This is a genomic window from Pseudomonas azerbaijanoccidentalis (genome assembly GCF_019145495.1).
Classification (GTDB): Bacteria; Pseudomonadota; Gammaproteobacteria; order Pseudomonadales; family Pseudomonadaceae; genus Aquipseudomonas; species Aquipseudomonas azerbaijanoccidentalis.
Map to the genome: position 1 here is coordinate 164366 of NZ_JAHSTU010000007.1, position 18927 is coordinate 183292.

Here is an 18927-nt window from a genome sequence, read left to right on the forward strand (position 1 = left end):
TGCTTATTCTTCGCTGGTGTGCACTTTGCGGTGCAGGATCGCCTGGAATTCATCGGCGAAGGTGTAGTAACGGCCGATCAGCGTTTCGCTGCGAGCGGCGAAACGGTTGTAGGCAATTACCGCAGGAATGGCGGCGAACAGACCGATCGCGGTGGCGATCAGTGCTTCGGCGATACCCGGGGCCACAGTGGCCAGGGTCGCTTGCTGCGCGGTCGCCAGACCACGGAAGGAGTTCATGATGCCCCACACGGTACCGAACAGACCGATGTACGGGCTCACGGAACCGACGGTGGCGAGGAATGGCAGGCTTTGCTCAAGCTTTTCTTCTTCGCGGGAAATGGCAACGCGCATGGCACGGGCCACGCCTTCCATGACCGCTTCAGGATCAACGCCTGGCTGCTGGCGCAGACGGGAGAACTCCTTGAAACCGGCGCGGAAGATTTGCTCGACGCCCGAATCAGGGTCCGGGTTGCTGCCGGCCTGGCGGTAGAGTTTGGACAGGTCGATACCCGACCAGAAGCGCTCTTCAAAGCTCTCCAGGGCACGTCGACCGGCACGCAGCAGGTTGCTGCGCTGAAAGATCATGATCCATGAGGTCACCGATGCGGCTACCAGGGTCAGCATTACCAGTTGCACCACGATACTGGCATTGCTGACCAGGCTCCACATGGAGGAATGGTCGACGACGTTAGCTTCCACGCTTTATCTCCTGCTTTGAGTGTTTACCCGCGCCGCTTACGTCGGCAAAGGCCGCTCGTAGAGCTTCGGGAATGGCCCGGGGTTTTAAACTGTCAGTGCGCACACAGGCCACCAAAAACTGCCCTTCGCAGAGCAGCACATCATCCGTGGCCCGCCTGACCTGCTGTTTGAAGCGCAGGCTGGCACGGTTCAATTCGATTACTTCAGCGCTTACCAGCAGTTCGTCGTCCAGTCGCGCCGGCGCGTGGTAGCGCGCTTCGCTGGAATGCACGACGAACAACAGGTCCTCCCCTGCCAGCTGCGATTGGGCAAAGCCCAGCTCTCGTAGCCGCTCGGTTCGAGCCCGTTCCATAAACTTGAGGTAATTAACGTAATACACGATGCCGCCCGCATCGGTGTCCTCGTAATAAACGCGACAACGATGTGCGAAAGGCTCAAGCCCGTTTTGCGCGCGCATACTCTAGTGCTTACTCCTCAGGTTGCCAATCCGGCCAGGCAACTGTTTTTCATTGTTCTGCGGCTTTCTCGCGAAAGTACGGTCCTAGGACAGCACAATGCCCGAAAAATCAGCCCGCAAATGTTAATTAATCGTCTACGGCATCAAGGAACTCGTCTACCACGGGCATCTCGCCCAATCGTGACGGAATGTTTAAACCGAAGTGCAGGTAGGCGTGACGTGTCACCACCCGCCCGCGCGGCGTGCGCATGATATAGCCCTGCTGGATCAGATACGGCTCCAGCACATCTTCGATGGTATGGCGCTCTTCACTGATCGCCGCCGCCAGGCTGTCCACCCCGACAGGCCCGCCATCAAACTTCTCGATCATGGTCAACAGCAGACGCCGGTCCTGGTGATCGAAGCCACGCTCGTCGACATCCAGCAGGTTCAGCGCCAGATCGGCAATCGGCTTGGTGATGTGGCCTTTGGCGCGCACTTCGGCGAAGTCACGTACCCGACGCAGCAATCGGTTGGCGATTCGAGGGGTGCCACGGGCACGCCGGGCGATTTCGAAGGCACCCTCCGGGTCCAGCGGCAAACCAAGGATGCTTGCCGAGCGGCTGACAATCGTCGACAGGTCGGCGTTGTTGTAGAACTCCAGACGCTGGACGATCCCGAAACGGTCTCGCAACGGGTTGGTCAGCATCCCGGCCCGCGTCGTTGCGCCAACCAGGGTGAATGGCGGCAGATCGAGCTTGATCGAGCGTGCGGCCGGACCTTCACCGATCATGATGTCGAGCTGGAAATCCTCCATCGCCGGATACAGCACTTCCTCGACAATCGGTGACAAGCGATGGATTTCATCGATGAACAATACGTCGTGCGGCTCCAGGTTGGTCAGCAGCGCCGCCAGATCACCGGGACGCTCAAGGACCGGCCCCGAGGTGCTTTTGATCGAGACGCCCATTTCCTGGGCGATGATGTTGGCCAGCGTGGTTTTACCCAGGCCCGGCGGACCAAAGATCAGCGTGTGATCCAGGGATTCGTTACGGCCACGGGCGGCCTGGATGAACAACTCCATTTGCTCGCGAACGGTCGGCTGGCCAATGTATTCAGCCAGGCTGACAGGGCGGATGGCCCGGTCCTGGACTTCCTCGCGGTCACGGGGCCCACCCGTGGCGGCGATCAGACGATCAGCTTCAATCACTTAGATCATTCCCTTCAGGGCACGACGAATCATGTCTTCACTGCTCAAGTCTTTCTCCTTGATCGCGGAAATCGCTTTGCTGGCTTCCTGCGGCTTGTAGCCCAGGGAGATCAGCGCGCTGACCGCGTCGTTTTCGGCAGTATTGACCGGTGCAGGGCCGTCCGGCTGGTTCGGCACCAGGGCGAACATCGCCGGCACGGTTTCCCAGGCCTTGAAGCGATCCTTGAGTTCAACCAACAGGCGTTCGGCGGTTTTCTTGCCCACTCCCGGCACCTTGGTCAGCGCCGAGGTGTCCTGGGACTGTACGCAACGCACCAGTTCGTCGACTTCCAGGCTCGACATCAAGGCCAGGGCCAGTTTCGGCCCCACACCATTGAGACGAATCAACTCGCGAAAAAAGTCTCGCTCACGTTTGCCGACAAAGCCATAGAGTAACTGCGCGTCTTCGCGTACGACCAAATGGGTGTGCAAGGTCAGCGGCTCACCGACCGACGGCAGGCGATAAAGCGTGGTCATCGGTACTTCCAGCTCATACCCCAGACCGTTTACATCCAGAATCAGGTGCGGCGGCTGTTTTTCAGCCAGGGTGCCGCGCAAGCGTCCAATCACGTTACAGATCCTTGAGCGTTGGCCAGCCCGAGGCCAGCGACTGACAGAGCAAGGGATCGGGCCGACAATACAGGCGCGAAACCCTCATTCCAGAAAAATGATTGCTGATGCTATCAGAGACGCAGGCGCCCGCCACGACTGCGTGCCGTCCCTAAGCCGTGGGGCAGGAGACTGGAACGGGTGTGAGCGTGGCAAATGGCGATGGCCAGGGCATCCGAGGCATCGATTTGTGGCTTGCTGGTCAGCTTCAGCATATGCATGACCATCATTTGTACCTGCTCTTTGTTAGCGGCGCCGGTGCCGACAACGGCCTGTTTGACCTGGGTCGCGGAATACTCGGCGATCTCCAGGCTTTCTTCAGCCCCCGCCACGATGGCGGCGCCACGGGCCTGGCCCAGTTTCAGGGCGGAGTCGGCGTTACGGGCCATGAATACCTTTTCGATGCCCATGGTGACCGGCTTGTACAGCTGGATAATCTCGCGCACACCGCGGTAGACGATCTGCAGGCGCTCGGGCAACTCGCCGGCGCCGGTACGGATGCAACCGGAAGCCACGTACTCGCAGCCACGCCCGGTATCACGAACCACGCCATAACCGGTGATACGCGAACCGGGGTCGATACCAAGAATTAAAGTCATAACGCCTGCGCAAACTTGATGCGATCACTGAGGGTACTGTAGGAGCTGCCGAAGGCTGCGATCTTTTAGCGTTTAAAATCAAAAGATCGCAGCCTTCGGCAGCTCCTACAGGAGAGCGTACCGAAACCTGCGATCTTTTTAGCGATCATCAACCGAGCTGCGCGGCGACCGACTCCGGAATATCCGCGTTGGAGTAAACGTTCTGCACGTCGTCCAGATCTTCGAGCATGTCGATCAGCTTGAGGACTTTCTCGGCGCCTTCCAGATCCAGTTCGGCGCTGGTGGTCGGCAGCATGACGATCTCAGCGTCGTCGCCCTTGAAGCCTGCGGCTTCCAGCACATTACGCACCGAGTAGAACCCGGCAAACGAGGTGAACACGTCGATGGAACCGTCTTCGTTGGTCACCACGTCATCGGCGTCAGCTTCCATGGCGGCTTCGATAAGGGCGTCTTCATCGACGCCAGCGGCGAAGGAAATCTGCCCCTTGCGCTCGAACAGGTAGGCCACCGAACCGTCGGTGCCCAAGTTGCCGCCGCACTTGCTGAACGCGTGGCGAACGGCAGCCGCGGTGCGGTTACGGTTGTCGGTCATGCACTCGACCATCACCGCTACGCCGCCCGGGCCGTAACCTTCGTAGGTCAGCTCGACCATATCGTCGGTATCAGCCGCACCGGCACCACGGGCGACTGCCCGGTCGATGATGTCGCGACTCATGTTCGCGCCAAGGGCTTTGTCCAACGCCAGGCGCAGACGCGGGTTGGAACCTGGATCACCGCCACCCTGACGGGCCGCGACAGTCAGCTCACGAATCCACTTGGTGAAGATCTTGCCTTTTTTGGCATCCTGACGTTCTTTGCGGTGCTTGATGTTTGCCCACTTGGAATGACCTGCCATATCTCGCTCCGAATTCTCTTTGAAACATTGCCCGCCGCGCTGAGTCGCGCCGGCCGGCAAACAAAAATCTTGAACAGCATCATCTATAAAGAAAGGGCGCATCCTCAGATGCGCCCTTCAAGCCAGCCTTACTCGGCTTTAGGCGTTTCGCGCAGACGAATGTGCAATTCGCGCAATGCCTTGGCGTCCACCTGGCCCGGAGCCTGCGTCATGACGTCTGCCGCGCTCTGGGTTTTCGGGAAGGCGATCACTTCACGGATCGACTGGGCGCCGGTCATCAGCATCACCAGACGGTCCAGACCGAAGGCCAGGCCACCGTGCGGCGGTGCACCGTACTTCAGGGCGTCGAGCAGGAAGCCGAATTTCTCTTCCTGTTCCGCTTCGTTGATGCCCAGCAGACGGAACACCGATTGCTGCATCTCTTTGCGGTGGATACGGATCGAACCGCCACCCAATTCGGTACCGTTCAATACCATGTCGTAGGCACGGGACAGAGCGCCAGCCGGGTTGGCTTCCAGCTCTGCAGGGGTGCACTTCGGTGCGGTGAACGGGTGGTGCAAGGCGGTGAAGCTGCCGTCGTCGTTCTCTTCGAACATCGGGAAGTCGACGACCCACATCGGTGCCCACTTGCAGGTCAGCAGGTCCAGGTCGTGACCCAGTTTGATCCGCAGCGCGCCCAGGGCTTCGCTGACGATCTTGGCCTTGTCGGCGCCGAAGAACACGATGTCGCCGTCAACTGCACCCACGCGATCAAGGATAGCGTTGAGGTTTTCCAGCGGGATGTTTTTCACGATCGGCGACTGCAGACCGTCAACACCGGCAGCGCGCTCGTTGACCTTGATGTACGCCAGGCCTTTGGCACCGTAGATGCCGACAAACTTGGTGTAGTCGTCGATCTGCTTGCGCGGCATGCTCGCGCCGCCAGGTACGCGCAGGGCAGCGATACGGCATTTAGGGTCGTTGGCCGGGCCGCTGAACACCTTGAAGTCGACTTCCTTGAGCTGATCGGCCACGTCCACCAGTTCCAGCGGGTTACGCAGGTCTGGCTTGTCGGAACCGTAGCGGCGCATGGCTTCTTCGAAGGTCATGTGCGGGAAATCACCGAACTCCAGATCCAGCACTTCTTTGAACAGGTTGCGGATCATGGCTTCGGTCAGGCCCATGATGTCTTTTTCATCGAGGAAACTGGTTTCGATGTCGATCTGGGTGAATTCCGGCTGACGGTCGGCACGCAGGTCTTCGTCACGGAAGCATTTGGCGATTTGGTAGTAACGGTCGAAACCGGCCACCATCAACAGTTGCTTGAACAGCTGCGGCGACTGCGGCAGTGCGAAGAACGAACCGGCGTGAGTACGACTCGGCACCAGATAGTCGCGCGCACCTTCCGGCGTAGCACGGGTCAGGATCGGCGTCTCGACGTCGAGGAAGCCGTTTTCGTCCAGGAAGCGACGGATGCTGGTGGTCATGCGCGAACGCAGACGCAGCTTCTCGGCCATTTCCGGGCGACGCAGGTCGAGGAAACGATAACGCAGACGGGTTTCTTCGCCGACGTCGGAGAACTCGTTCAGCGGGAACGGCGGGGTTTCCGACTCGTTCAGCACTTCCAGTTCGTAGCCCAGGACTTCGATCATGCCCGACGCCATGTTGGCGTTGGTGGCACCGGCCGGACGCAGGCGGACCTTACCGGTGATCTTTACAACGAATTCGCTGCGCACGCGGTCGGCGGCGGCAAAGCTCTCGGCGCGATCCGGATCGAATACCACTTGGGCCAGACCGTCACGATCACGGATATCGAGGAAAATCACCCCACCGTGGTCACGGCGACGATGAACCCATCCGCAAAGGGTAATTTCCTGGCCTTCCAGGCTTTCGTTCAGTTGGCCGCAATAATGGCTGCGCATCATGGTAGTGGTTTCACTTCTCGTAATTCGAAATTCGGTTGCAGCCCTCGCGCACATCAGGTGCAAGGGCTCGCGCGTGTCGTTCAAGTCAGGCTCTAAACCTAGTCAGCTTTGTCGCCGCCGGCCAGATTCTTCTTGGAACCGGTCTTGAAATCGGTCTCGTACCAGCCAGTGCCGCTGAGGCGGAAACCCGGCATGGACAGCATCTTCTTCAGCTCTGGCGCCTGGCAGGCAGGGCAGTCGACCAGCGGTGCATCGCTGATCTTTTGAATGGCTTCCAACTGATGACCACAGGAAGCACATTGATAGTCGTACATCGGCATGGGGGTTGTCTCGGCGATCAGATTGCTACCGCACACGCTGGGTTTTGCGGCAAAGAGCGGGATTATATCCATTAAATGCAGCCTGTGCAGCCGTAAGACTGCACAGATCGACACACTGCCTTTTCCACGCCACAGCTAAGCCATGACCATGCAACTCCCCTCCTTGAGACTGTGCACGACGCAGACGACCCGCACCAACCCACTGAAGTTCTTCACCCCGCCATGGCGCAAATGCACCTCGCGATCCAGATAGGACAACAGCGCGCTGACCGAGCAGCAATTGACCCTGGCCATTTCGGCCAAAATATCCCAGTAAACCTGTTCAAGTCGCAGACAGGTGGCAAAGCCATTCAAACGCACCGAGCGGGATAACGGCTGAACCAACCCCATATCGAATTCGCTGACAAACGGGTCAATTCTGATGCCAGTTACCGCCCCTCCCTTCCCTTCGTTTCGCCTGTCTCCATAAACCATAACGTTGACACTCCTTTGTCATCCCTGGCTTCCATAAGCGCAATAAGCCTGCTTATAGAACCGCGAGGCCCACGCTATATCCAGACGACTTTTTGCCCATCTACGTAGGAGAAGCCAACAAACAAAGGGAGATCATGGAGCGCGTCCTACTCCGGAGCTTTTCCTACCTTTAGTAGCGAAAGCTCGCTCAACAAACAGGGACGTTTCGAGGAAAAAAAGACAAACGCGCGAACAACACTCAACAAAGTGTCATTCGCGCGCCAGGGTTTACTGGTCCAGCAGAGAGCGCAACATCCACGCAGTTTTCTCGTGGACCTGCATGCGCTGGGTCAACAAGTCAGCGGTCGGTTCGTCGCTGACCTTGTCCAGCAACGGAAAGATACCGCGGGCGGTGCGTGTTACCGCTTCCTGGCCTTCGACCAACTGCCTGATCATGTCTTCGGCAGCCGGCACACCTTCCTCCTCCTTGATGGAGGACAGGCGTGCGTAAACGGCGTAGGCGCCGGGCGCTGGAAAGCCGAGTGCGCGAATCCGCTCGGCAATCGAATCGACCGCCAGGGCCAACTCGTTGTATTGCTCTTCGAACATCAGGTGCAAAGTCCGGAACATCGGCCCGGTGACGTTCCAGTGAAAGTTATGGGTTTTCAAATAAAGCACGTACGTGTCCGACAACAGACGGGAGAGTCCGTCGACGATGGACTTGCGATCCTCTTCACTGATACCGATATCAATTGCCATGTTTTTCCCCTAAAGGTGATGAAATTCATCCAACAGGTGCAGGACCACTCTAGCAAGCCTGTTGCCGCATCGCAGCCCTGGATCGTCCATGGACCCGCGACAAATCGCCTCCGTTACACCGCTGGACGCCCTGATTTGAGTAGCCTGCGGCTTTGCTGTTAAATAGACAGCGTGTCGTGGGTGCCTATTTTTCCGGGTGCTGCGCATAGGCTGATATCGGGTACGTGTCCAACGCCTCCCATTGTTCTGAAGCGAACCGTGCCTCGTCAGCTCTTCCTTGTGAGCCGTCTTAACGTGAGTCAATCAAAATGTTGAAAATCGTCCACCTGCTAATAGGTGCAGCGGCCTTGCTGCTGTCCTTCATCCCTAGCCTGCGATCCGAAGCCGTACCTTACCTGCAACAACCCGACGCCCTGTACCTGGCCTTTTTCGGCCTGCTTAACCTCACCCTCGCACCTGTCATCCCTTACTGGAACAAAGGCCCGCGTCATCAATTGCAAAACCTGGTCAGCGCCCTGCTGGTTCTGGCTGTCGTTCTGCAAACCCTGACGCTGATCGCCCCGATGCCCGTCATCGCCGGTCAACCTGCCGTTCTGTTCAGCCTGGTCGCCGCCCTGGTTGCAGTTTTTCTGCACCTGGCCATCAGTTTCTACAAATCGTCACCAGCTGCCGCCTCGCCAAGCTACGACATGAGCAACCGCGATACCGGCACCGTCAAGTGGTTCAACACCTCCAAAGGCTTCGGCTTTATTTCCCGCGACTCCGGCGACGATATTTTCGTGCACTTCCGGGCCATTCGCGGTGAAGGTCATCGCGTCCTGGTCGAAGGCCAGCGCGTGGAGTTCTCCGTCATGAATCGTGACAAAGGCCTGCAAGCCGAAGATGTGATCGCCGCTCTGCCTCGACGCTGATTCCAAGCGTAAAAAAACCGCGAACAGCCTGGCTGCTCGCGGTTTTTTATTGCCTGCATTTCAGTAATGCGGCGGCGGTGCCTCTTCTTCGAAAGTCTCGAACTGGCCGGCCATTTCCTCCTGACGCTTGAGCAACGCCGCCATCTGCAGTTGCAGACGCTCGACGGCCCGCTGCTGCGCCGCCAACACATCATTCAACGCCTGGATGGTGTCATCCTGAAACGCCAGCTGACTCTCCAGATCGGTAACGCGATCTTCCAGGCTCATGATTCAACCCTCCACGAACGTGATGTCGGTCAGCACCAAGCGCAAGCGCTCACGAATTGCCGCGACCTGCTCGGCGCTGTAGGGCTTGGCCGGGTGCTTGCCCCAGACAGGCGCGGGCCAGGCGGCGTCGTCCCGTTTGCGCACAATCACATGCATGTGCAACTGGCTGACCACGTTACCCAGCGCCGCAACATTGAGTTTATCGGCGTCGAACAAGTCCTTCAGCAGCTCGGCCAGCGCGGTCGTTTCCTGCCACAGTTGCAACTGATCGGCGACATCCAACTGAAATAACTCGCTGATATCGTCGCGACGAGGCACCAGGATGAACCAGGGATAGTTCGAGTCGTTGGACAACAGCAGCCGGCATAGCGGGAAATCACCGATCGGTAGCGTGTCTTGTTGAAGTCGTGGATCTAAAGCGAACACTGCGCGCACTCCCGCCAGGTCATCAATTTTCAGCTTAGCGCCCCTCCCGAGGGATCGCGCACCAAGCGACTGGACGGCAGCATACCTGCGAACGTCACCGGCTTCACGACGAACCATGGCCGCAAGTCAGTTGAGGTTCTAATAATGGCCGCCACTGCGCCCCGAGATGAAACACTTCTCGACAAAACGCACCAATACCGGACCAGCCGCCCCGAAAAATGCGCCGGAATGACCGAAAGACGTCGACCTGTTCATGCCTGGAGATCCGCCAAGCTGTATGGATTCAGTACAGCGAATAAAATTTTTTGCACCAAAACCGCACAGCACGTCTACGCTGAGCACTTCGCATATCCGCCATTTACTCAACGGCGGGGTGAACCGGTAACGTTTTTGGTTGTCACGCGGCGGTAACAGGTTGGTCAACACCAAGGGACGGATGGCGTCAACCCCTCCACCCGACAGGATGAGACCCCCGGTTTTATGAGGTTTTTACGGCACCACGCAGCACGTCAGAAAAAAATATTCATGGATTTCTGATTTGTGCACGCTTGTTGCATTCACACCCACATCGTCTATAAGGCACCGCTGGAAGCGGGAACCTTGAGACTAAATAAAACAGTGGCAGGGTAGCCCGATGGAGATTCAAACGTTTCACCAGGGACTCTTTTTACCGATGCTCAACCCCAGCAAAACAGCGCTGAAGTTGTCTCTCCGGTTGCATCGGGGCTGTAAATTTGCGACATCTAGCAAGCTGTTAGCGACAGGGTCGTAAAGAAGCTGAAAGGTTAGATGCGCAAGTATCGCCAACATTGTCGGCGTGATATAAGTTTGCGCCGACACAAAAAGAAAGAGCCGCCCAGATAATAAAACAGGTGGGACGGCAGTACTCTTCTAAAAACCAAAGGAGCAAATCACGATGCGCGTGATGAAGTGGAGCATGATCGCACTGGCAGTTGCCGCAGGCACCTCGCAGTTCGCAATGGCATCTTCCCAGGAAGAATCCAAGGGTTTCTTCGGCGACCAGAGCCTGAAACTGAAAACCCGCTTTGAGTACATGAACCGCGATTACAAAAACGGTGCAAGTAACAACGCAGACTCCGGCTATCGTCAGGACTCCGGTCTGAGCCAGTTGCTGACTTACGAGTCGGGCTTCACTCAAGGTACTGTTGGTTTCGGTCTCGATGCCATGGCAATGGGTTCGGTCAAACTGGACGGCGGCTCGGGCCACCGCGGTAACGGCCTGTTCGCTGTAGACAGCGACAACAACCCAGAAAAATCCCAAGGCAAGGTCGGTGGTGCAGTTAAACTCCGCCTCTCCGATACCGTCCTGAAGTACGGTCAGCAATTCGTTGCCAGCCCAGTGTTCGCAACCGACGACAGCCGTATGCTGCCAGAAGTGGCTACCGGTACCCTGATCACTTCCAAAGAGATCAAAGGTCTGGAACTGAGCGCTGGTCGCTTCACCGCACTGAGCGCCCAAACCGGCATGGCTCGTGACAGCATCGGCGGTCTGCCAGATGAAGATGGCAACCACGGTAAAGGCCTGAGCAACGGCATCAACATCTTCGGTGCCAGCTACGCCTTCACTGACAACTTCACCGGTGCCTTCGCTGCGTCGGATGCTGAAGACTACTTCAAGAAGTATTACGTCAACCTGAACTACACCTTGCCGATCAATGATGATCAGTCCCTGAACTTCGACCTGAACGGTTACAAAACCAAAGGCGATGATCGTGGTGACCAGGTTATGGCCCTCGGTTCTGTTGAAGATGGCGGTGACGGCGTCGCTGGCGTAGACAACAACCTGTGGTCCCTGGCTGCTGCTTACAGCATCGGCGCCCACAAGTTCACTCTGGCTTACCAGCAGTCGAGCGGCGACAACGCTTACTACTACGGCGTTGACGGTAACAGCACCATCTTCGTATCCAACTCCATTCAGATCTCCGACTTCGTGGGCCGCGAGGAGAAATCCTACCAAGCTCGCTACGACATCAACATGGCTACCTACGGTGTACCTGGTCTGAGCTTCATGACCCGATACGTAATGGGTAACAACATCAAGGTTGACAACGCCGGCGAAGGTAAAGAAAACGAGTGGAACATCGAGTCCAAGTACGTGGTTCAGGAAGGTCCTGCTAAAGACCTGTCGTTCCGTGCGCGTTTCGCCAACTACCGTGCAAACGGTGCGTACCAGAACTACTCCCGCGACAACTACGACACCCGTCTGATCATCGAGTACCCACTGAACATCCTCTAATCCGGGTGTAAGACTGGCAGTACTGTAGATCTAAAAACCGCCCACCTCTTCATCAGGTGGGCGGTTTTTTTATGCCTGCCACATAATCAATACGCGAGGCAACCAACTTCATTTCATAACATTAGAACTTTTTCAGATGAACTGAATGACCAGTCATAAAAAAGCCCAAGAGACTATTCAGCTCTTGGGCTCTTTGCCACCAGGCATTTTCAGCAATAACTATTGAAGTGGCCTTACTGCGTTGCGGCTTCCTGAACCACACGAACTACTCGCTGTGGAAAGGGAATGTCAATACCGGCCTTTTTCAATCGATCACGGGATTGCTCGTTAAACATGAACATCACATCCCAGTAATCCGCAGTTTTAACCCATACACGCAGCGAAACAGTGATCGAACTGTCACCCAGGGTAGAAATCACTGCCTGAGGCTCCGGATCAGTCAGAACCCGTGGGTCCTTGGCCAGCTCCAGCAGCACTTCACGGGCCTTTTGCAGGTCCGCTTCGTAATCAACACCCACATCAAACACCACCTTACGGGTCGGCTGACGGTTAGTGTTGGTGATGATGCCGTTCGACAGGTTACCGTTTGGCACGATGATGGTTTTGTTGTCACCCGTACGCAGTACAGTATGGAAAATCTGGATGCTGTCGACCGTACCGGCCACACCCTGGGCTTCGATCCAGTCACCAATGCGGAACGGACGGAACAACAGAATCAGCACGCCGCCAGCGAAGTTCGCCAAGCTGCCCTGCAAGGCCAGGCCAATGGCCAGACCCGCCGCACCAATTGCCGCCACGAATGAGGTGGTTTCCACACCGATCATCGACGCCACGCTGACGATCAGCAGAACCTTCAGAATGATATTGGCCAGGCTGCTGATAAAGCCTTGCAGCGCCAGGTCGGCATTGCGCAATGCGATCAGGCCGCCGAGCTTCTGCGTCACTTTGTTGATCAGCCACCAACCGATGGCCAGGGTAATGACTGCCAACAACACGCGGCTGCCATATTCCATGATCATTGGAATCCAGGCTTGGGACGCCTTGACCAGGTTGTCTACTTCAGCATTCAAGTCCATGTACGTTCTCCTGATTTGCGGCTATCCGGCACGCGAAAAATAGCGGCAGAAAGACCGACCCTGTCCGGATCAATCATTCCTGCCGTTGCTTGGGCCTCGGACGCCGAAAACGCCGAGAGGTTCCCGCGTGCGAATCAGTCGCGGAAGTTGTTGAACTGCAGAGGCATGCCGAATTCCTTGCCCCGCAGCGCAGCGATGGCTTCCTGCAGGTCGTCACGCTTCTTGCCGGTGATGCGCACTTGCTCACCCTGAATGGCGGCCTGCACCTTCAACTTGGCGTCTTTGACGTGAGCGACGATTTTCTTCGCCAGCTCTTTGTCGATGCCTTCCTTGAGGACGGCTTCCTGCTTCATCAGCTTGCCCGACGCGAATGCATCCTTGACCTCAAGGCACTGTACGTCGATCTTGCGCTTGACCAAGGCCAGCTTGAGGATCTCAATCATCGCTTCGAGCTGGAAATCGGCTTCAGCGGTGAGGTTGACGGTCAGGTCTTTTTCCTTGAACTCGAAGCTGCCCTTGCCTTTCAGGTCATAGCGACGATCGAGTTCCTTGACGGCGTTCTCGACCGCGTTGGTGACTTCGTGTTTGTCCAGTTCGGATACCACGTCGAACGACGGCATGTAATCTCTCCAATAAATAGGGGGCGCTCAATCAAGAGGGAGCACACCTGGCTTGCGGTAAAAATCCGCGCTGATTATAACGGGTCTTTCCCATCATTCACTGCGAGCTGTCCATGCGCGCGTCAAACAGAGCAAAAAGCTGATGTCCACCACCTGGCATATCCTCGGCGCTGGCAGTCTCGGCACGTTGTGGGCCACTCGTCTGGCGCGGGCCGGCGTGCCGGTGCGGCTGATCCTGCGCGACAACACGCGTTTGCAAGCCTATGAAGCGGCTGGCGGATTGACACTGGTCGAGCATGGCCAAGCGCAGCACTACCCGGTGCCTGCCGAAACAGCCGACAGTAAAGAGCCGATCAATCGCCTGCTGGTGGCCTGCAAAGCCTACGACGCTGAACACGCTGTGGCGAAATTGGCGCCACGCCTGGCGCCTGGGGCCGAGCTGATCCTCTTACAGAACGGCCTGGGCAGCCAGGACGCCGTAGCGGCGCAGGTGCCACAGGCTCGCTGCATTTATGCCTCCAGCACCGAAGGCGCTTTTCGCGACGGCGACTGGCGCGTGGTGTTCGCCGGGCATGGGTTTACGTGGTTGGGTGATGCCAGTCATCCCGTCGCGCCGATCTGGCTGGAGGACTTGAACAGCGCCGGCATTCCCCACGAATGGAGTACCGAAATACTCACTCGGCTGTGGCGAAAACTGGCACTCAATTGCGCGATCAACCCGCTGACGGTGCTGCACGACTGCCGCAATGGCGGTTTGCAGGATCACCACTGCGAAGTTGCCACCCTCTGCGGTGAACTCACCGAGCTGCTTGAGCGCTGCGGTCAGCCGGCGGCGGCCGAAAACCTGCAACAGGAAGTCGAACGGGTCATTCACGCCACCGCTGCCAATTATTCGTCGATGTACCAGGACGTGAGCAACCAGCGCCGCACCGAAATCAGTTACCTGCTGGGCCATGCCTGCAAAGTCGCCGCGCGGCATCAACTCAACCTGCCGCACCTCAACCAGCTGCAACAGCGCCTGATCACCCGCCTGCACAGCCTTGGATTGCCCAGCGACTGAGCAGCGGCTACGCTGGCCACTTGTTCCTTTGCAGCGATAAACCTGATGCCATTGCGCCAGCGCCTCGAAAACCTGCCGGTCGGCCAGAAACTTCTGGCCGCCCTGTTGGTGCTGTTGACCACTGTTCTGCTGGTCGCCAACCTGACCTTCATCAGCGCCGCGTATTACATCTCCCAGGAAAGCATGGCGCCCCAGGCCTTGCAGACCATCGGCCGCCTGGTGTCGAACCCGAGCCTGATCTCCGAAGCGCTGACTTCACCACAAAGCGCCCAACGCCTGCTCGACGAACTGAACAGCTACTCGCCGCTGCGTGCCGCTGCACTGTACGACGGCCGGGGCGAACGCCTGGCGCAGTTGCAGCATGGTGATCACTTGAAATTGCCGGAACGTTACCGGCACATCGAATCGTGGCAAGCCACCGAGTTTCGCAGCAATCAAATCATCACCCTGCCCCGCCCTGGTGCCGCACCGGGCCATCTGCTGCTGGTGGCCAGCAGTGAATTGCCGATGGCGTTTTACACCGGGACTCTCACAGCCAGTCTCGGGATCCTGATCTTCAGTGTGCTGCTGTGGTTGATCATCGCCCGGCAGATCAAACGCCTGATTACCCGGCCGATCCATCAGCTCGAAGAGTTGTCGCGGCAAGTGACCCGTGAAGAGAACTACGCACTGCGTGCGTCCCGGGGCAACCACGATGAAATTGGCAGCCTCGCTGAGGCATTCAATACGATGCTGTCACGCATCGAGGCGCGGGAGCAGCAGCTCAAACGCGCCCGCGACGACTCCCAGGCGGCTTATGACCAGGCTCAAGGCCTGGCGGAGGAAACCCGTCACACCAACCGCAAACTGGAGCTTGAAGTCCAGGTGCGCAGCAAGATCGAGAAGAAGCTCACCGGGTTCCAGAACTACCTCAACAGCATCATCGACTCCATGCCGTCGGCGCTGATCGCCCTCGACGAACAGCTTTACGTGACCCAGTGGAATCAGGAAGCCAGCGCTCTGTCCGGTACGCGGCTGGATGAAGCCTTGAATCAGCCGATCTTCCTCGCCTTCGAGCCGCTTAAGCCGTTTTTGCCGCAACTCAAGCAAACGGTCGAGCAACACACCGTGGCCAAGATCGAGCGTGTGACCTGGTTCAAGGATGACGAGCCCCGGCACTATGCCCTGACGTTCTATCCATTGATGGGTGGCGCCGGGCGTGGCGTGGTGATCCGGATCGACGACATCACCCAACGCCTGTCTCTTGAAGAAATGATGGTGCAATCGGAAAAAATGCTTTCCGTCGGTGGCCTCGCCGCCGGTATGGCCCATGAGATCAATAATCCGCTCGGCGCGATCCTGCACAACGTACAGAACATTCGCCGACGCCTGTCCCCCGAACTGCCGAAGAACCTCGAGCAGGCCGAACACATCGGCGTCGAGCTATCGACCGTCAATCAATACCTGCAAGCCCGGGAAGTGCCGCAGCTACTCGACGGCATCCAGCAAGCCGGAGCCCGAGCGGCGAAGATTGTCACTCACATGCTCAGCTTCAGCCGCCGCAGTACCCGGCAAATGGCGCCGTGCGATCTGCCGGCCCTGATCGATCAGGCGGTGGAAATCGCCGGTAACGACTTCGACCTGGCTATCGGTTTCGATTTCAAGGGCCAGGCCATCATCCGCCAGTTCGATCCCGCGCTTGGCCCGGTGCCGGGTACCGCCAACGAACTGGAGCAAGTGCTGCTCAACCTGCTGAAGAACGCGGCCCAGGCGATTCACCTGCGTGAAGACGACAGCGAGCCGGGGCGGATCATTTTGCGTACGCGGCTCAATCCGCCGTGGGCGGAGATACAAGTCGAGGACAATGGCATCGGCATGAGCGAAAGCGTGCGCAAGCGGACCTTCGAACCGTTTTTCACCACCAAGGAAATCGGCCAGGGCACCGGTCTTGGGCTGTCGGTTTCGTACTTCATCATCACCAACAACCATAAAGGGCAGATGGAGGTGCAGTCGACCCTGGGCCAGGGCACCTGCTTCACCTTGCGCCTGCCATTGGCGGGCACCCCGCTCGTCTCTCAAGAATTCAATCAGCTTTCGAGGTAAACCATGGGCTTTCGCTTGTCGAAGATTTACACCCGCACCGGCGACAAAGGCGAAACCGGGCTGGGTGATGGGCGCCGAGTCCCCAAGGATCATCCGCGGATCGAGGCGATTGGCGAGGTCGATTCGCTGAACAGTCAGGTCGGTGTTTTGCTGGCCGGGCTCGCCGCGGAAAGTGCCGAGTATCCTGGGCTAAAGGAAGTGATCGAGGTGCTGGCGCCCTGTCAGCATCGGCTGTTCGACCTTGGTGGCGAACTGGCGATGCCGGAATATCAGGCGTTGAACGCGGCCGAAATCGAGCGCCTGGAAGCGGCAATCGATGTGTGGAATGAAGAGTTGGGGCCACTGGAGAATTTCATTCTGCCGGGCGGCTCGGCACTGATTGCCCAAGCCCATGTCTGCCGCAGCCTGGCGCGCAGTGCCGAGCGGCGTTGCCAGCAGTTGAATGCGATTGAGCCATTGGCCGGGGTTGGCCTGGCTTACATCAATCGGTTGTCGGATTTGTTGTTTGTGGCGGCGAGGTTGATTGCCAAGCGTCAGGGGGTTGCGGAGATTCTTTGGCAAGCAGCGGCGAAGCCTGAGGTTTAGTCGGCGCCTGTCAGGCCCTCATCGCTAGCAGGCTAGCTCCCACAGTGAATGTGTGGCGCACACAAAACCTGTGGGAGCCAGCCTGCTGGCGATGTGGCCAGCAGAATCAGGCCTCAGGCCAAAAAGCCCGAATCCCCGCCACACCTTGGGCACCTGCCGCCCAAGCCTTCTGAACTTCCGCCGGGCCAACACCGCCCAGCAAAAACACCGGTTTGCTAAAGCCATCGATCAACGTCGACGCCTGTTCCCAACCCAACGGCTCAGCCTCCGGATGCGTGAGCGTCGGCTGCACTGGCGAGAGGGTCACGAAGTCCACACCCATCTCTTCAGCCAACGCCAACTCTTCGGCGTTATGGCAGGACGCGGCCAGCCAGCGCGAGGCCGGCAATGGCCGACCGGCCGCCGCGTATTTGCGCAACTGCGCCGAAGTGATGTGCCAACCGGCGGACGGGAAGTCGCCCAGCCACTCGAACGGCCCCTTGATCATCAACTGCGCCTTGCCGGCGCACAGCCCCGCCGCATCCACGGCGAGGTCTCGATATTTCGGATCGTAACCATTCGGTGCCCGTAGCTGGATCAGCTTGATACCGCCGGCGATGGCTTTCTGGATACCGCGCAACAAGGCCGGGGTTTCCAGGTCTTCCGGGGTAATCAGGTACTGCTCGGGCAAGCGTGCCGCCGCGACAATCGGGCGGTTGGCCTCAGGGAATTCGTAGCTCGACAGTTCACGGGCGCTAACCCAGGCCAATGGCTGACCTTCGGCGCCGTGTGGCTCACCGGTAAACGCCGAGACTTCCCAGACATCCAGCAACACCTGCTTGTCCGGGTAATCGTGATGGACCTTGATCAACGGACGCGCCGTGTTGACCACAATGCCCAGCTCTTCCAGCAGCTCGCGGGCCAGGGCGGTCTCGACCGATTCATCGGCCTCGACCTTGCCACCGGGAAACTCCCACAAACCACCCTGGTGCTGGGTATCGGCACGTCGTGCGATCAGAATCTTGCCACTGTTATCACGGATAACGGCAGCGGCGACATGGACTCGTTTCACCGCTCGATTTCCTCCAATCCGGCCTTCTGCCAGGCCTTGAAGGCAGGCCATTGGTAGACGGTTTCAACGTAGGCTTCGTCAGCCGCAGACAGTTCCACCCGATAGGTGCGCAGGCGCACGGCGATCGGCGCAAAAAACGCATCGGCCAATGTAATGCGCCCAAACAGGTACGGGCCGGTTTCGGTCGCGGCGGCACGGCACTCGGCCCACAAAGCCGACATGCGTTCGACGTCTGCCTGAACATCGGCCGGAACCGGTGACAGCGCGGCGTCATGACTCAGGTCGAACGGCATGTTGCCGCGCATGGCGAAGAAACCACTGTGCATCTGCGCACAGGCCGAACGCGCCTGGGCACGGGCGGCAGTGTCTTTGGGCCACAGGTTCGCGTCGGGATACTGTTCAGCCAGGTATTCGGCAATCGCCAGGGAGTCGGCGATGGTGCCGTGTTCGGTCTTCAGCAGCGGGACTTTCGCGGTTGGCGAATGCTTGAGCAAACGCTCGCGTGTATCCGGCTGATTCAGCTTGATCAGTTCTTCGGTGTAAGCAGCGCCAGCCAGATCTAGGGCCAGGGCGCCGCGCAGGGACCAGGAAGAATGCAGTTTGTCGCCGATGATCAGGTGCAGGCTCATGTTCGGGACCTTTTGATGGGGAGACAGGCCAAAATCTTTA

21 protein-coding genes are annotated in these 18927 nt (G+C 58.2%); 5 read left to right on the forward strand and 16 right to left on the reverse strand.

From position 1 onward, the window contains the following. Positions 1-3: 3 nt before the first annotated feature. From tolQ to KVG88_RS22045, 10 genes are all read right to left on the reverse strand, one after another. Positions 4-699, reverse strand: coding sequence for a protein TolQ (gene tolQ, locus KVG88_RS22000; RefSeq protein WP_075945442.1), 696 nt, complete (start codon positions 697-699; stop codon positions 4-6). Next, on the reverse strand, positions 689-1156 hold the full coding sequence (gene ybgC / locus KVG88_RS22005; protein WP_150703040.1) for a tol-pal system-associated acyl-CoA thioesterase: 468 nt from the start codon (positions 1154-1156) through the stop codon (positions 689-691). The genes tolQ and ybgC overlap by 11 nt, the downstream gene beginning before the upstream one ends. Before the next feature lie 127 nt (positions 1157-1283). Continuing rightward, a complete protein-coding gene (gene ruvB, locus KVG88_RS22010; protein ID WP_056852660.1) occupies positions 1284-2345 on the reverse strand; it encodes a Holliday junction branch migration DNA helicase RuvB in 1062 nt (353 codons plus the stop codon). After that, positions 2346-2954: a Holliday junction branch migration protein RuvA gene (ruvA, locus tag KVG88_RS22015; RefSeq protein ID WP_075945444.1), complete on the reverse strand. Its 609-nt coding sequence runs from the start codon at positions 2952-2954 to the stop codon at positions 2346-2348. 113 nt (positions 2955-3067) lie between these two features. Beyond that, positions 3068-3592 (reverse strand): crossover junction endodeoxyribonuclease RuvC, encoded by a 525-nt coding sequence (gene ruvC / locus KVG88_RS22020; protein WP_150703039.1) that lies wholly within the window; start codon positions 3590-3592, stop codon positions 3068-3070. A gap of 148 nt (positions 3593-3740) precedes the next feature. Beyond that, on the reverse strand, positions 3741-4487 hold the full coding sequence (locus tag KVG88_RS22025) for a YebC/PmpR family DNA-binding transcriptional regulator (protein WP_217872756.1): 747 nt from the start codon (positions 4485-4487) through the stop codon (positions 3741-3743). 128 nt (positions 4488-4615) lie between these two features. Then, positions 4616-6391, reverse strand: a complete 1776-nt coding sequence (aspS, locus tag KVG88_RS22030) for an aspartate--tRNA ligase (RefSeq protein WP_150703037.1) — start codon at positions 6389-6391, stop codon at positions 4616-4618. Positions 6392-6489: 98 nt separating this feature from the next. Beyond that, complete coding sequence (locus KVG88_RS22035; protein WP_007977333.1) at positions 6490-6711, reverse strand: FmdB family zinc ribbon protein; 222 nt, start codon at positions 6709-6711, stop codon at positions 6490-6492. Between the two features lie 135 nt (positions 6712-6846). Then, on the reverse strand, positions 6847-7185 hold the full coding sequence (locus KVG88_RS22040) for a ribbon-helix-helix domain-containing protein (RefSeq protein WP_150703036.1): 339 nt from the start codon (positions 7183-7185) through the stop codon (positions 6847-6849). A gap of 267 nt (positions 7186-7452) precedes the next feature. Next, positions 7453-7923, reverse strand: a complete 471-nt coding sequence (locus KVG88_RS22045; protein WP_150703035.1) for a Dps family protein — start codon at positions 7921-7923, stop codon at positions 7453-7455. A 308-nt stretch (positions 7924-8231) separates the two neighbouring features. On the opposite strand from KVG88_RS22045, the gene KVG88_RS31240 reads away from it, so the two are divergent. Then, positions 8232-8834: a cold-shock protein gene (locus KVG88_RS31240; protein WP_056852666.1), complete on the forward strand. Its 603-nt coding sequence runs from the start codon at positions 8232-8234 to the stop codon at positions 8832-8834. Positions 8835-8894: 60 nt separating this feature from the next. Here KVG88_RS31240 and KVG88_RS22055 read toward each other — a convergent pair whose 3' ends face one another. Both KVG88_RS22055 and KVG88_RS22060 read right to left on the reverse strand, forming a co-directional pair. Beyond that, a complete protein-coding gene (locus tag KVG88_RS22055) occupies positions 8895-9101 on the reverse strand; it encodes a SlyX family protein (RefSeq protein ID WP_077045694.1) in 207 nt (68 codons plus the stop codon). Positions 9102-9104: 3 nt separating this feature from the next. Beyond that, a complete protein-coding gene (locus KVG88_RS22060) occupies positions 9105-9527 on the reverse strand; it encodes an HIT domain-containing protein (RefSeq protein WP_150703130.1) in 423 nt (140 codons plus the stop codon). Positions 9528-10443: 916 nt separating this feature from the next. Here KVG88_RS22060 and KVG88_RS22065 point away from each other — a divergent pair. Then, positions 10444-11784: an OprD family porin gene (locus tag KVG88_RS22065; protein WP_150703034.1), complete on the forward strand. Its 1341-nt coding sequence runs from the start codon at positions 10444-10446 to the stop codon at positions 11782-11784. Between the two features lie 233 nt (positions 11785-12017). Here KVG88_RS22065 and KVG88_RS22070 read toward each other — a convergent pair whose 3' ends face one another. Together KVG88_RS22070 and KVG88_RS22075 are read right to left on the reverse strand one after the other, a co-directional pair. Beyond that, on the reverse strand, positions 12018-12860 hold the full coding sequence (locus tag KVG88_RS22070) for a mechanosensitive ion channel family protein (protein ID WP_150703033.1): 843 nt from the start codon (positions 12858-12860) through the stop codon (positions 12018-12020). A 134-nt stretch (positions 12861-12994) separates the two neighbouring features. After that, complete coding sequence (locus tag KVG88_RS22075) at positions 12995-13480, reverse strand: YajQ family cyclic di-GMP-binding protein (protein WP_217872757.1); 486 nt, start codon at positions 13478-13480, stop codon at positions 12995-12997. Between the two features lie 142 nt (positions 13481-13622). Between KVG88_RS22075 and KVG88_RS22080 the strand changes: the two genes are divergently transcribed. From KVG88_RS22080 to KVG88_RS22090, 3 genes are read left to right on the forward strand one after another with little or no spacing between them, the layout of a single operon-like run. Further along, positions 13623-14540: a putative 2-dehydropantoate 2-reductase gene (locus tag KVG88_RS22080; RefSeq protein WP_217872758.1), complete on the forward strand. Its 918-nt coding sequence runs from the start codon at positions 13623-13625 to the stop codon at positions 14538-14540. A 45-nt stretch (positions 14541-14585) separates the two neighbouring features. Then, positions 14586-16622 (forward strand): sensor histidine kinase, encoded by a 2037-nt coding sequence (locus KVG88_RS22085; protein ID WP_217872759.1) that lies wholly within the window; start codon positions 14586-14588, stop codon positions 16620-16622. 3 nt (positions 16623-16625) lie between these two features. After that, a complete protein-coding gene (locus KVG88_RS22090) occupies positions 16626-17207 on the forward strand; it encodes a cob(I)yrinic acid a,c-diamide adenosyltransferase (RefSeq protein ID WP_217872760.1) in 582 nt (193 codons plus the stop codon). Between the two features lie 106 nt (positions 17208-17313). On the opposite strand, the gene KVG88_RS22095 is transcribed toward KVG88_RS22090, so the two are convergent. Both KVG88_RS22095 and KVG88_RS22100 read right to left on the reverse strand, forming a co-directional pair. Beyond that, the gene (locus KVG88_RS22095; RefSeq protein WP_217872761.1) at positions 17314-18258 is read right to left on the reverse strand and encodes a Nudix family hydrolase; all 945 of its coding nucleotides are present in this window, start codon (positions 18256-18258) and stop codon (positions 17314-17316) included. Then, positions 18255-18887 carry a glutathione S-transferase gene (locus KVG88_RS22100; protein WP_217872762.1) on the reverse strand — a complete coding sequence of 211 codons (633 nt, stop codon included), beginning with the start codon at positions 18885-18887 and terminating at the stop codon, positions 18255-18257. Before KVG88_RS22100 ends, KVG88_RS22095 begins: the two co-directional genes overlap by 4 nt. Positions 18888-18927: the final 40 nt, after the last annotated feature.